The sequence below is a fragment of the Actinotignum sp. usb-actsch-213 genome (genome assembly GCF_059085665.1).
The window spans coordinates 1-13547 of sequence record NZ_JBHNSQ010000065.1 but is presented as its reverse complement, the minus strand read 5'-3'; the positions used below and the strand labels follow the sequence as shown (position 1 = coordinate 13547).

The following is a 13547-nucleotide window of genomic DNA, read 5'->3' as shown; positions in this document are numbered from 1 at the left end:
TGCCCTCACTTGCGTTCGAGCGCCACTGAAAGGCCGTACGCCCGCGCAATATTATCCGCGGTGAAGGCCTTTTCCACGCTCCCGCTCGCCACCAGTTTGCCGCTCGAAAGCAGCACCACGCTATCGCAGAAATCAGGAACCGTTTGCAAATCGTGATGCACGATCATGACGGTCTTCCCCTCAGCTACGAGTTCGCGCAACAGCGTCATAATCGCCTGCTGGGAAGTGATATCAATGCCCGCGAAGGGTTCATCCATGAGGTAGAGCTCAGCGTTCTGGGCCAGGGCACGTGCCACGAAGGTTCGCTGCTGTTGGCCACCGGAGAGCTCGTTAATATGGCGGTGAGCAAGATCGGAAATCCCCAGGCGCTCCATTGCCGCGGCAGCCGCTTCGCGTTGGCGCGCGCCCGGCCGGCGCAGCCAGCCGAGTTGGGCGTAGGTGCCCATAAGCACGACGTCGCCCACCGTGGTCGGGAAATCCCAATCCACGGTGGCGGTTTGCGGCACGTACGCAAGACGTGAACGTACCCGGGGGAGAGGTTCGCCGAAGAAGGTGACCTCCCCGGCGAGAGCGGGAACGAGACGCAGGGAAGCCTTCATGACGGTAGATTTCCCCGCGCCGTTCGGACCGAGAAGCGCCACCACCTGGCCTGGACTGACGCGGAGCGAAACATCGCTCACCGCGATCATATCCTGGTAGGCGACGCTCAGGTGGTCAATCTGACAGGCCAGCGTGGTAGCGGATCCCATCAACATCACCTATTTCTGCGAGAGCGCGCTGACGATGGAGTCAACGTTGTACTTGAAAGCACCCAGGTAGGTATTCGTGGGGGCTTCGGAGCTGAGGGTATCAGCGAAAAGCTCGTTATCCGAGACTTTAACGTGCCAGCCCTTTTCACGCACGGCGTCCTGGAGGTGCTTAATGACTTCCGGGTTCTTGAGGTTGTCCTGGAAGATCACCGGGACCTTGCGTTCGGCAATGAGGGTGGCGAGCTCGTTGAGCTCCACCGCGGACATTTCCGATTCGGAAGAAACAAAATCGGTGGCGTGAATTTCAATACCGAAAGAAGCCCCCAGGTAGTTAAAGGCGTCATGCCCGGTGATAAGTACGCGATTTTCTTTCGGGATCTTATCGAACTTTGCCTTGGCTTCTTCAGCGGCCGCAGCGATCTTCTTGTTGTACTTTTCCGCATTGGCCTTGTAGAGATCCGCGTTGGCAGCGTCGATCTCACCGAGCTTGGCGGCGGTGGCCGTCACCACGTACTGCCAGTTCTCCGGGGAGTTCCACACGTGCGGATCGTGGCCTTCGATCTTGCCGTCTTCTTCCCAGGGGAGGAGCTTAGCTTCCGGGATAGCTTCGGCGGCCGCGATCTGGCGGTCACCGAGCTTCTCAAGCTGGCCCATCATCTTGTGTTCCATATCGTGGGAGGTCCACACTACAAGATCGGCCTTTTCAATGGCCTGGGTATCCTGGGTGGTCAGTTCCTGGGTGTGAGGATCACCGCCGGGCTTGACCAGGGTGGTTACGTTAGCCTCGGGGGCGACGTTGCGAATAACGTCCTCGAGGTAACCGGTTGTTGCCACCACCGACAGGCCCGCGGCCTTTGAGGAGTCGGAGGAAGCCGAATCGGATGCGCCCTTATTTTCGGTAGCGCAGCCGGTTAGAGATGCGAGTGCCAAAGCCCCGGCCGCGGCAATCGCGGCCAACTTAACAGAATGTTTCATGGTGTCCTTCTTCAATCACGAAAGCATGTAAGGTATGGGTTTCTTTACTCGGGACTCGAATATGTTAACTGATGCACGCATAAAGCACTAGGGTGAATCTGCGAAACATCGCGAAAAATCCCGGGAATCGCTGGGTGAAAAGTCAATAATGATAATTGCGTGCCTGGTAGCTGCGGTCCGGCTCGCGTAGGTGCGGCACCGTGGCTCGCTTGTAGTGGAACGCCGCCGTCGCTAGCTCATCTTCGCCCTTGCTTGTCCGCATGATGGACCGGGGTGGGGGCTATGTTCGGGGTGGGCTAAGCTCACAGCTATGCAGCAGGATCTCAAGGTACGGGTCCGGGCCGGTGCGGCCTGGCGATGGTGGCGCGCCTAAGAAGCGCGTCCTGCGGCGCAACCACGCCGCCCCAACCACTTGAGAGGAGAATCCCGTGCACCGGGACCTACCGCATCTACCTGAGCACCATGTCCCCGATGTGATATCCACGTATCGCTTGGCTACCACCACATTTTCTACCTCCACCCACGCGCAGCTGCGCTGCCGCTGGTGGAAAGCCGCCAGGGGGCGATGGCACAGCCCGCTTAACTTGGTACAGCCCGATTAGCATCGCAGTCCAGAAAAATGCAGTCCAAAAGTCTTTCCACACGTACGGAGTTGTCATGATTAAAGAAGCCATTATTAAAGTTGTCTCCAAGCAGGATCTCACCTACGACGAGGCCTATACCGTTATGAATGAGATCATGGGCGGGGAAAGCACCCCCACCCAAACGGCAGCTTTCCTGGCCGCGCTATCCACCAAGAATGCGCGCGCAGAGACCACCGATGAGATTTCCGGCTGCGCCACCGCCATGCGTGAGCACGCTGATTACTTCGAGGTACCCTTCCCCACCCTGGAAATCGTGGGCACCGGCGGGGATAACGCCCATTCCTTCAACATCTCCACGACCTCGATGTTCGTGCTGGCCGCCGGGGGAGTTAAGGTCTCCAAGCACGGCAACCGTGCCGCTTCCTCGCTTTCCGGTACCGCTGACTGCCTGGAAGCCCTCGGGGTGAATATCAACCAGGATCCGGATACCTGCCGGCGCCTCCTCAATGAGGTGGGTATGTGCTTCATGTTCGCCCAGCTCTACCACAAGTCCATGAAGAACGTGGGGGGAATCCGCAAAGAACTCGGTTTCCGTACCGTCTTCAATATCCTTGGACCGCTCACCAACCCGATCCACCCCGAATACCAGGTCCTCGGCGTGTACGACGAATACCTCGTCGAACCCCTCGCCCGCGTCCTCAATGACCTGGGTGTCCATCACGGTCTCGTGGTCTACGGCCAGGACAAGCTCGATGAGATTTCCCTCTCCGCACCCACCACGGTCTGCGAAGTACGGAACGGGGAATACCGCACCTTCGAGATGTCCCCGGATGTGTTTGGTTTTAACCGTGCTACCCCGGCTGATATGCTCGGTGGCACCCCGGAAGAAAACGCCCAGATCACCCGCGATATCCTCTCCGGCAACATCACCGGCCCCAAGCGCAATGTAGTTCAGCTTAATGCTGGCGCCGGTCTCTATATCGCCGGCAAGGCCCGCTCCATCGCCGCGGGCGTGGATATGGCCGGCGACCTTATTGACGACGGTAGTGCCTACCGCAAGATCGACGAATTCGTGGAGGCTTCACGTGCCTAATATTTTGGAGCAGATCGCCGCCGCTACCCGGAAGCGAGTGGCCCGCGATAAAGAACAGATACCCGCGGCTCGCATGCGTGAACTCGCCGAAGGGCTCGCCGCGGCACCCGCACCCGCTGCCGCCGCGCCCGCACTCGGGAGCGATCCGGCCAGTTTCCCCTTCGAGGCCGCCCTGCGCGGCCCCGGACTCAGTTTCATTTGCGAGGTGAAAAAAGCCTCGCCTTCGAAGGGAATTATTGCCGAAGATTTCCCCTACCTCGATATCGCCCGTTCTTACGAAGCAGCCGGGGCAGAGGCGATGTCCGTGCTGACCGAACCGCAATGGTTCCTCGGCTCGGACCGCTATCTGGAGGAGATTGCGCGCACCGTGACCACGCCCTGCCTGCGCAAAGATTTCGTGGTGGAATCTTACCAGATCTACCAAGCGAAAGTGCTGGGAGCCAGCGCGGTGCTGCTCATCTGCTCGCTCCTGGATACCGCGACTCTGCGCGAGTACCTCGAGCTGGCGCATTCCCTCGGGCTTTCAGCCCTGGTGGAAACCCACGACGCCGCGGAAATTGATTCCGCCCAGGCTGCCGGCGCCCGCATTATCGGTATTAATAACCGCAATCTCAAAGATTTTTCGGTGGATCTGGCCACGGTGGGTCAGTTGCGTACCCGTATCGATAGCACAGCGCTCGTCGTCGCTGAATCGGGGGTGCGCGGGGCCGCGGATGTGGAGGCGCTCGCGGCCGGCGGTGCCGACGCGGTGCTCGTGGGGGAGGCTCTCATGCGCAGCGCGGATAAAGTAGGTGTATTGGCCCAGTGGCGCCAGGCCGCGGCGCGCGTCGTCGCCCCCGCACAGGAGAAAGAGTAATCATGACCGCAGAACACACGATGGGAAGTTCCGCGCCGGAAACCGGCACCCCTGAGCGCCCGGGTCGTTTCGGGATCCACGGCGGGCAGTTCATCCCCGAAACTCTTATGCCGGCTATCGAAGAACTGGACGCCGCTTACCGGCACTACCGTGATGACCCGGAATTTAATGCCGAACTCACCGAGCTCTTCAATAATTACGCGGGGCGGCCCTCCCTCCTCTACTACGCGGAGCGGATGACGCGCGACCTCGGGGGAGCGAAGATCTACCTCAAACGTGAGGATCTCAACCACACCGGCGCCCACAAAATCAATAATGTGCTCGGACAGGCGCTGCTCGCGAAGAAAATGGGCAAAACCCGCCTCATCGCGGAAACCGGGGCCGGTCAGCACGGGGTCGCCACCGCCACGGCCGCGGCGCTCTTCAACATGGAGTGCGTGGTGTTCATGGGTGAGGAAGATACCCGCCGTCAGGCCCTTAACGTTTATCGGATGCGGCTGCTGGGTGCGGACGTGGTGGCCGTCAAATCGGGGACCGGCACTCTCAAGGATGCCGCTAGCGAGGCTTTCCGCGAATGGACGGGCCGAGTGAGTGACACCCACTACTGCCTCGGCTCAGTTATGGGTCCGCATCCTTTCCCCACGATCGTGCGTGACTTCCAGGCGGTGATTTCCCGCGAGGCACGCGCCCAGATTCTCCAGGCCGAGGGGCGCCTGCCCGATGCGGTCATCGCCTGCGTGGGCGGGGGCTCGAACGCGGCCGGTTCTTTCTATAACTTCGTGAATGATGCGGGCGTGCGTCTCATCGGCGCGGAGGCGGCCGGGCGGGGCGTGGATACCCCGGATACCGCCGCCACCATCGCCACCGGCACCGAAGGTATTTTCCACGGCATGAAATCGTATTTCTGCCAGGATGAATTCGGGCAGATCGCCCCGGTGTATTCCATCTCTGCTGGCTTGGATTACCCGGGGATCGGCCCCGAGCACGCCTACTGGCACGATATCGGGCGCGCGGAATACGTTCCGGTCACCGATGCGGAGGCAGTGCGCGCTTTCGAGTATCTTTCGCGTACCGAGGGGATTATTCCCGCGATTGAATCGGCGCACGCTCTTGCGCACGCCATGAAAATCGCCCCGGAGATGCCGGGCAAAATTATCATTGTCACGCTCTCGGGCCGCGGGGATAAGGACGTCGCGGCCATCGCGCGCTACCGGGGAGAAGATATCCATGACTAAACAGGTACCCATCGCCCGGGCTTTTTCCCGTGGCAAAGCTTTTATTCCGTTCTTTACCTGCGGGGATCCGGATTTAGGTACGACGGCGCAGATCATTCGAGCAGCCGGCCGGGCCGGTGCGGATCTCATTGAATTCGGCGTGCCTTTCTCCGACCCGACCGCCGAGGGCCCCGTCATCCAGGCATCCTCGGAGCGTGCGCTGCGCGGGGGAGCTACAACGGACAAAATTTTTGAGATGATCGGCCAGGTGCGCCCGGATCTGGAGTGCCCTTTCGTCATTATGACCTACGCCAATGTGGTCTTCTCCTACGGCCCGGAGCGTTTCGCGCGTCGCTGCGCGGAGGTGGGGGTTTCCGGCGTGATTCTCCCCGATGTGCCTTTTGAAGAAAAGGACGAATTCGAAGCACCACTCGCGCCCCACAACGTGGATCTTATTTCGCTAATCGCGCCCACTTCCGAGGATCGGATTGCAGCGATTGCGCGAGCGGCGCGCGGGTTCCTCTATGTGGTTTCCTCCATGGGGGTGACGGGCATGCGCTCGAATATCACCACCGATGTGGGTGCCATCGTGGAGAAGATTCGTTCGGTCACCGATACCCCGTGCGCAATCGGGTTTGGGATTTCTTCCCCGGAGCAAGCCGCGCGTATGGGCGCCCTCTCCGACGGCGTGATTGTGGGCTCGGCCTTGGTTTCCCGTATTCACGAACTGGCCACCGCCGGAAACAGCGCGGAGGAGATTGCTGCGGATATTGCCAGCCGGGTGAGTGAACTCAAGGGAGCGCTGGGCTAGGCAGCGTGGAGTGAGAACGCCGGTGCGCGTGGCGGAGCGAAGGTCCGGGTGCGCGCAGCGGCCGCGAGAGGACAGTGCGGTGAGCAACACGCCGGGCTCTCTTCCGCGGCCCGGCCCGCTCCGCGCGTCACCATGGAAGGGATGTTAACGTATTCGCGCCGCGTGGCGCTCGCTCTGGCTGTTATCCAGCCCGTGGTTCTCACCTGGATCACGGTGGTGCTCATCTGCCTGCTCGGCTACACCCTCACCGCGGCCTCCCCGCTGCTCGGAGATGTGACCTGGCAGGGCGCTGCGCGCCTGGGCGGCTCCCTGTGGCTGCTCGCGCTCGGCTCACCGCTGGTAACCGCGGGTGGGCATATCGGCCTCATGCCGCTGCTCCTCACTGCGCTCATCGCTTGGCTCACGGTGCGTTTCTTGCGTGCCATCGTGGTGGAAGACTGGTGGGACGTTGCTATCGCAACGTTGAGCGGGGCGGGAAGCGCCGCGGTGATCTGCCTCTTCTCCCTCCCGCAATCCTCCCTGCTTCACGCCCTCGTGGGAGGCGCGGTACTCGGTTTCCTCGCTAGCCAATGCGCCTGGCTGGAGCGGCCGGCCTGGCCCGGCGTAGCTATCCTCGAACGCGGCTGGCGCCTCATTGCGCCGCTGGCCGCTACCCTGGGCGCGGTAAGCCTCCTCCTGGTTCTTATCGCGCTGGCGCTTGGTTTCGGGCAGGTCCGGGCCTTGCACGCCGCCTACCTGACCGATCTCACCGGCACCATTCTCTTCACTCTCACCCAGCTGCTTTTCGCCCCCGCACTGGCGGTATGGGCACTGGCCTACGTGACCGGTGCTGGTTTCACGGTGGGCAGCGGAGCCGTCTTTTCGGCCCTGGGAGGTAGTTTTGCTCCCATCCCCGGCCTTCCCGTTTTCGGCCTGCTGCCCGATCCGGCGCTGCGCCCCGCCTGGCTTCTCATCATTCCCATCCTCATCGGTCTGACATGGGGTGTTATCCGCTCGCTGCGCCCGCGCGAGTGGGTGAGCGCCGCGGTGGGCGCCTTGGAACTTCTGGTCATTGTGGCCCTGGCCGGGCAATTCGCCACCGGCGGGATCGGCCCGGGCCGCATGCTGGAGGTGGGCACAGATGCCCCGCTCCTCACCGGCTGCGTGGCGCTCACGGTGCTGCTACCCTTCGCCCTCGGCTACGGGGCGCGTGACTTCTGGACGTGGGTGCGCGCCTGCTGGGAGCGTTACCGGGTGCGGCGCGCCCTGCGTGGCACCACTGCGACGGGGCACGACGACGCCGCCCACTTCACAGAGCCTACTTCCGCGGTCACGGTAACGCCCTCCGGTGCCGAAGCACGGGGAGGGGAGAGCGCGCCCACGGCAGCCACGGCGCCGGCCACACCGGCCGTGCCGGCCGCACCGGCCGTCACCACCGCACCCACTGCTCCTACCGCCACGACCGCTTCGGAAGCCGCAACTTCCCAGCCCGCTGCCGCTGACTGGGAAGAGAGTGGGAAAAGTGAGGAAAAATAACAGGAGAGCTGGGTATAGAGTGAAATAATGGCGCGCGGTTCCGCCTGAGCGGCCTAAAATTTTACCTATGCTTCAACCCAATACGCACGGGGCGCTCCTAGCTGCCGGCCTGTGCTCGCTGGCCTTCCTGGCGCTGGGGGTGCGCACTATCCCGCGCACCCGTCGCCTGGCTACCGCGATTCCGGTGTTCGCCATGGTGATATCGGCGGTATGCGGCGTCGTCGCTATTGGGGTGGGGATGAACCTCAACTTGCAGTACGCGAGCACGTGGAGCGATGTCAAAACCATTTTCACGAAAAGTGGGGGCAAGGCATCCGTGACCGCAGTAACGAGCGAGCTGCCCACATACGCTGGGCAATCCGGTGAGATCCCCATGCCCGAAGGGAAGGAATGGAAAACCGATTTCACCCCCGCCGGAGGTGGGGTGGTGAGCACGGTCTTCCGCGGCCCTGAGTCCGGCCTCGAACTGCCCGTATGGGTCTACCTACCCCCGGATTATTCCCCGGACCGTACCTACCGGGTGATCGTTATGATCCAGGGATTCCCCTCCCAGACGGAGAAAATCCCGGGCGTGCTGGATTTGGAACATACAATGCCGGCGAGCGCGCCGGATACTATCGTCGTCGTTCCCTCCCTCAATGTTGATAACCAACAACCCGATTGCGTGGATCTATCCGGGCGGCCCGCGGTGGGAACCTGGGTGAACCGCGACGTCGTGCAGATGGTACGCAAGAATTTCTCGGTTTCTGCCGATCGGCGCGATTGGGCCATTGCCGGGGCCTCCTACGGGGGTTGGTGCGCGCCGGTGCTCGGGCTTTACAATCCGCAAACGTTCGCCTCGGTGATTTCCTTTTCCGGGTACAACGTGCCGGTTATTGGCCTGACCCAAGCCCCCGGCCTGCGCGAACAATTCACCGTCAGCAATCTCATGAAAAAGGCGAGTTGGCCGCAATCCATGTACTTCACCGGGACCCGTACCGATAACGACCCGGTGGAACTGGCTCGCGGCGTGGAGGAAGTCGATAACCCGCGCCTGAAAACCACCGTGCACCTCGACCCGAACGGCGGGCATTCCTGGGATACGTGGAAAAAACAGCTCCCCGGGGCGCTGGACTGGTGGAATGGTGATCAGGCGGGCGGAACGAAAAGCGTGGTGGCCACCCGCGGTTGGATGACCCAAAAAACAACCGTTGCCGGCGCCTATGTGATTTTCGCACTTCTGGCAGCCGGAAGCGTTGTGCGCGGGCGCAGCTTGGTGCGCCGCCCCCTCTACGTGCCCCGGCACGCGGTGCAGACCCGCCGGCACGCCCTGCCGCGCGGCAAGGGGCGCTACCGGATACGGCGCTGGACCTGGGTGAGCCTCACGGTCGCCTGGGGGATCGTGGCCCTGCTCCTCACCGTCAATCTGAAAACACATACGGTTGAGGACATCCGCTTTATTGGTGCCTTCTTCCATCTCTTCACCATGTAGCGTCGGGCGGCGTTCCGCGCTGGGCGGGCCTTATGCGCAGGCCGCGGATAACCGCACGAGCTCGGGATATACTGGCCGATGTGAATGCGCATTTTTCCCACCCGGTGGTCTACTGGGCCTGCGCGGCCTGGATCGGCATCGTTATCGCCCTGGCTTTCCTTGCTGATCCGCACGTGGCCATCCTCGCGCTCGCGGGTAGCTTCGTGGTTCTCGCGGTGGCGCGCCTGACCCTGCCCACCGGCTACGTCCCCTCGGTGCGCTCGCGCATCACGGACGCCGCCACCCTCCTTCTCCTCGCCGCAGCACTCTTTTTCCTGGCGCGTTTCGCCCTCACGCCTCCCGTTATTTAAGAACGACGCCGCAGCGCCCCGGTGCACAGGGCTAATAGCCAAAAGTGGATCTCATGACTGCGTGTCCTTGGCTTTGATCCGGTCCGGAACTGCATGAACCGTGCCCGAAAACAAAGTGTGCGCGAGAGTACCGTTTCAGGGCGATTTTGTGTCTCTTATGCACATCCTGCGGGAGGCGATGGCCCGGACTCACACTGTGCCTAGCCGGACCGCCTCGCCTGACCCGCAGATCTGGACGACTGCGCTGGATCGCCGTGCTGAAACGCCGATCAAGGCCTCGCGCCGCGCCGGCGACTTACCCCATCTCCGCCGCCGCGCCGGCGAGGAGGGTATGTTTTTCCTGGATGTACTGCGCATGTACGACAAGAGAAGTACAGTTCTGAAAACAGATGCCCTCTCCCCAGCTGCTGGGTGTGACTAGTGAAGTATGTGAGATTCATGAGGCTCTCGCGGGAAGGGCGCCACCTCTCCCGCGTGTTCGCTTGCCGCTTGTTTCTGAGACGCGGTGGGGCTAGTGTGCGCGGGCTCGTCCATACTGGTGGAGTGAGTCCCTTAGCTATGAACATCATCTGGGTTATTGTTTTCACGCTGATCGGCGCGTTTTTTGCCGCTTCGGAAATCGCGCTGGTCTCCCTGCGGCAAACACAAATCGATGAAATGGCGGAAAATTCCCCCTCCGGGAAAACTATCCAGCGCCTGACCGCGGATTCCAACCGGTTCCTTTCCGCCGTTCAAGTGGGCGTAACCCTGGCCGGGTTCTTCTCCGCCTCCTTCGGTGCGGCCTCCATCGCCCCGGAGATCGCCCCTACGTTCCGCGCCTGGGGGATGTCGGAAAACGGGGCCACCACTCTGGCTTTTGTACTCACCACGCTCGTGATTTCCTATATTTCCATTGTGTTCGGGGAGTTGGTGCCCAAGCGCATCGCCCTGCAATCGGCGGAAACGATCTCCACGGTGGCTGCCCGGCCTCTCGCTTTTATTACCGCGGTGCTGCGCCCGGTCATCTGGTTCCTGGGCGCGAGCGTCAACGGGGTGCTGCGGCTGCTGCGCCGCGACCCGAAAGAGCAGCGCGAAGAAATGGGCGTGGCGGAATTGCGTGCCTTTGTAGCCAGCCAAGAAACAATCGGGACCGAGGAACGCGATATGGTCGTCTCGATGCTATCCGTTTCGGACCGCACCGTTCAGGAGGTCATGACGCCGCGTACCGAAGTGGAATTCCTCGACGCGGAACTTTCCCTCGATGACGCGCGCCCCCTCGTTACGGCCCTGGAGCACTCGCGTTATCCGGTGCGCCGGGGTGGGAACGACGACGACGTAATCGGCTTCCTTCACATCCGCGATATGCTCGCTCCCGCTCCCACGGCTCAAAGGGTGAGCGATTTGGTGCGCCCGGTGACCTTCTTCCCGACGGGTAAAGATGTGCTGGAAGCACTCTCGGATCTGCGGAAAGCCCATGCTCACCTTGCCATCGTGGTGGATGAATACGGCGGTACGGACGGCATCGTCACCATTGAGGACGTGATGGAAGAATTCGTGGGCGAAATCCGCGACGAATACGACCGCGAGGTTCCCAAGGTGCAGGTGCACGGGGGAGTGCGGGATATGGACGGGCTATCCACCCGCCCCGAAGTGCTCAAAATGCTCGGGGTGGAGCTACCCGAAGGGCCTTTCGATACCCTGGCCGGTTACATCATCGCCCAGCTGGGGCGCATGCCCAAGGTGGGCGATTCCACCCGCCTGGGCGCGGTGGAGCTCACTGTGCAATCTCTGGACGGGCGGCGCATTGACCGGGTGCGGGTAGACCAGGTGACCGAATCGGAGGATATCGCTATGGCCCGGATGGAAGGCCACAGCGAAGCCGGGCGGTAGCCTGCCGCCGTGCCGCCAGCACTAGCGGATCCCGCGCGAGCGGAATCGTACGGGAAGCGGGAATCGCACGGTGGCTGACGGTGGCTCGCCCCCCGGCGCTCGCGGTAGCGGTGCTGTTGAATCCTGGATATACCTTCACGGAGCTACTTGCAGTCTTGCAACCTAAGTGTAGAAAAGTAAAAAATACCATTTTTACGGAGTTATGCGCGTTTCTAATTTTCGCGACAGTAAAAATAATAGATAGAAATAGTTACTGTCGGAATGTATAGAAAACTAATTATTATGTATAAATCGACGGCGTATTCGGCGGGTAATCGAGCTATAGTGGGCTCGTTTCAGCTCGGTTGAATTTTGGTTACAAAAGACGTTTCACTCGAGACTTTAGTCACAAGTAGCTATCTATTACCGCGTAAATAAGCTGAAAAGTCTGACTACTACATGGTTGGTGCTGGAATTATCCTGAATGTGACACGTGGTGAAAGCTGTAGAAATTAGCTAAGGTAAATCAAGAAAGCGACTATGCGGTCGTATTCATTCCTATTCCTTATTGAACGTGAAAATGGTTTCGCGACGGGTGTGGGAGATCTGCCTGTAACGGTATCAATTGGTGAGGGGTTAGTAGTGAAGCTGATCAAACGAGCGGCTGCTGTTATTGCCGCGCTTGCTGTTTTAGCGGGGGGGGGGGTAGCCGCTCCTAGCCTCGCGTCACCCGATACTCCAGATGGGGGAGAAATACGCGCAACAGAGCGCAGCAGGTACCCCGTCGGCCCCAACCTCACCGCCACATGGGATTCCACCACAAAAACACTCACCGTCGCCGGCCATGGTGAACTCGACCGTAAACAGTGGATGGATCTGAAAGAACGGCACTGTAACACGAGTGGCGAAACGGAGCCCAAAAGAATAGTTTTCACGCCGGATCGTAATAAGGAAATTAGTTTTCCGGCAAACTCTAGCTCGTTTTTCTCTAAATGTGTCTCTGCGGAGATAGATTTTCCGACTTCCGGTATAAATACCAGCGCTGTGACCGATATGAGTCGAATGTTTTCGGAAGCAGCTATCGCAAATCCGGATGTTAGTAACTGGAATACGGAGAACGTCATCAGGATGCGAGGTATGTTCGCATACACGCAAAAGGCCAATCCAGATGTTAGTAACTGGAAAACTGGAAGCGTAAGCGATTTATCGTCAATGTTTAAGAAGGCAGCGGTGGCTAATCCCGACGTTAATAATTGGGATACGAAAAATGTAGTAAATGCTGAATCGATGTTTAGAGATGCTGTTTCTGCCGACCCCGACGTTAGTAAATGGGAGCTACCGAACATTCGGAGTATGAGGGAGATGTTTCGTGGTGCGGTTTCGGCTTCATATCTCGATATAGCAAAATGGCCACTGAAGCGCTTCTACCGAAACTACGAGGGGATACGGTACGCCTTTAATACTAAAGGGAAGACCACAGTACGCTTCTCGGAAACTGCTAAAGATCGGATAATTGCGGAGTTTAACAGTAAGGGTGATTTTTTTATTTTCGACGAAGAAACGAGATTCAATGTATACGAAGAAATTGATGGTGTGGCAGTTCTCGCGGAGGTAGACGATGAAAGCTTCTGTAGGAACGTAATAGGCACCGGGGCCGACGTATTTATTTGGCAATGCGTCGCACCTTCCGGTTTTAAACCTATTACTTATATTATTAGTCCTGACCCATTTATTGCGGCTAGTGCTAATCCTATTTTCCTCAATGTGGGTGATCCGCTACCGCCTCTCACATATCGTACAAATCCGGGTTCTGAGCGTTCTAATCTTCAAGGGGAGCTTTCCACCACCTATAAGCCTGGAGACCCTCCCGGGGAATACCCGATTACGCAGGGCACCCTCGGCCTAATTCCAGAGAAGGCTTCGGAGTATGGTTTCAGGTTCACTCCTTCCGTCGTAGTTGTTAAAGGAATTCCAGGTCAGCAACCCGAGCCGAACATAGAGACAAGTAGTTGGGTTGATGGTGCCAAGGACTGTAATACCCGGAAAGTCACGCAAACCCGGACTGTGACCACGACCCCATA

At 59.9% G+C, this 13547-nt stretch carries 11 protein-coding genes; 9 read left to right on the top strand and 2 right to left on the bottom strand.

Going from position 1 to position 13547, the window contains the following annotated elements:
- Positions 1-5: 5 nt before the first annotated feature.
- Positions 6-755: a metal ABC transporter ATP-binding protein gene (locus tag AC5RK6_RS06705; protein WP_320757541.1), complete on the bottom strand. Its 750-nt coding sequence runs from the start codon at positions 753-755 to the stop codon at positions 6-8.
- A 3-nt stretch (positions 756-758) separates the two neighbouring features.
- Positions 759-1724 (bottom strand): metal ABC transporter substrate-binding protein, encoded by a 966-nt coding sequence (locus AC5RK6_RS06700; RefSeq protein WP_320757540.1) that lies wholly within the window; start codon positions 1722-1724, stop codon positions 759-761.
- A gap of 657 nt (positions 1725-2381) precedes the next feature.
- Between AC5RK6_RS06700 and trpD the strand changes: the two genes are divergently transcribed.
- The 9 genes from trpD to AC5RK6_RS06655 form a co-directional block, all read left to right on the top strand.
- Positions 2382-3401, top strand: a complete 1020-nt coding sequence (trpD, locus tag AC5RK6_RS06695; protein ID WP_320757539.1) for an anthranilate phosphoribosyltransferase — start codon at positions 2382-2384, stop codon at positions 3399-3401.
- Positions 3394-4257, top strand: coding sequence for an indole-3-glycerol phosphate synthase TrpC (gene trpC / locus AC5RK6_RS06690; protein WP_320757538.1), 864 nt, complete (start codon positions 3394-3396; stop codon positions 4255-4257). The genes trpD and trpC overlap by 8 nt, the downstream gene beginning before the upstream one ends.
- A gap of 2 nt (positions 4258-4259) precedes the next feature.
- On the top strand, positions 4260-5492 hold the full coding sequence (gene trpB, locus AC5RK6_RS06685) for a tryptophan synthase subunit beta (protein WP_320757537.1): 1233 nt from the start codon (positions 4260-4262) through the stop codon (positions 5490-5492).
- Entirely contained in the window at positions 5485-6282 is a 798-nt protein-coding gene (gene trpA / locus AC5RK6_RS06680; RefSeq protein WP_320757536.1) for a tryptophan synthase subunit alpha, read from the top strand. Before trpB ends, trpA begins: the two co-directional genes overlap by 8 nt.
- Positions 6283-6423: 141 nt before the next feature.
- Positions 6424-7797: a cell division protein PerM gene (locus tag AC5RK6_RS06675; protein WP_320757535.1), complete on the top strand. Its 1374-nt coding sequence runs from the start codon at positions 6424-6426 to the stop codon at positions 7795-7797.
- Positions 7798-7864: 67 nt separating this feature from the next.
- On the top strand, positions 7865-9268 hold the full coding sequence (locus tag AC5RK6_RS06670) for an alpha/beta hydrolase (protein WP_320757534.1): 1404 nt from the start codon (positions 7865-7867) through the stop codon (positions 9266-9268).
- Positions 9269-9348: 80 nt separating this feature from the next.
- On the top strand, positions 9349-9618 hold the full coding sequence (locus AC5RK6_RS06665) for a DUF3017 domain-containing protein (RefSeq protein WP_320757533.1): 270 nt from the start codon (positions 9349-9351) through the stop codon (positions 9616-9618).
- Between the two features lie 543 nt (positions 9619-10161).
- Entirely contained in the window at positions 10162-11487 is a 1326-nt protein-coding gene (locus tag AC5RK6_RS06660) for a hemolysin family protein (protein ID WP_320757532.1), read from the top strand.
- A 621-nt stretch (positions 11488-12108) separates the two neighbouring features.
- Positions 12109-13547, top strand: a 1439-nt coding sequence (locus AC5RK6_RS06655; protein WP_493926381.1) for a BspA family leucine-rich repeat surface protein, incomplete at its 3' end; no start/stop codon positions are given.

Coding starts and splice junctions, on each gene's coding strand:
- AC5RK6_RS06675 (WP_320757535.1), top strand. CDS start 6,424: ATGTTAACGTATTCGCGCCGCGTGGCGCTCGCTCTGGCTGTTATCCAG.
- trpB (WP_320757537.1), top strand. CDS start 4,260: ATGACCGCAGAACACACGATGGGAAGTTCCGCGCCGGAAACCGGCACC.
- trpA (WP_320757536.1), top strand. CDS start 5,485: ATGACTAAACAGGTACCCATCGCCCGGGCTTTTTCCCGTGGCAAAGCT.
- AC5RK6_RS06705 (WP_320757541.1), bottom strand. CDS start 755: ATGTTGATGGGATCCGCTACCACGCTGGCCTGTCAGATTGACCACCTG.
- AC5RK6_RS06700 (WP_320757540.1), bottom strand. CDS start 1,724: ATGAAACATTCTGTTAAGTTGGCCGCGATTGCCGCGGCCGGGGCTTTG.
- trpD (WP_320757539.1), top strand. CDS start 2,382: ATGATTAAAGAAGCCATTATTAAAGTTGTCTCCAAGCAGGATCTCACC.
- AC5RK6_RS06670 (WP_320757534.1), top strand. CDS start 7,865: ATGCTTCAACCCAATACGCACGGGGCGCTCCTAGCTGCCGGCCTGTGC.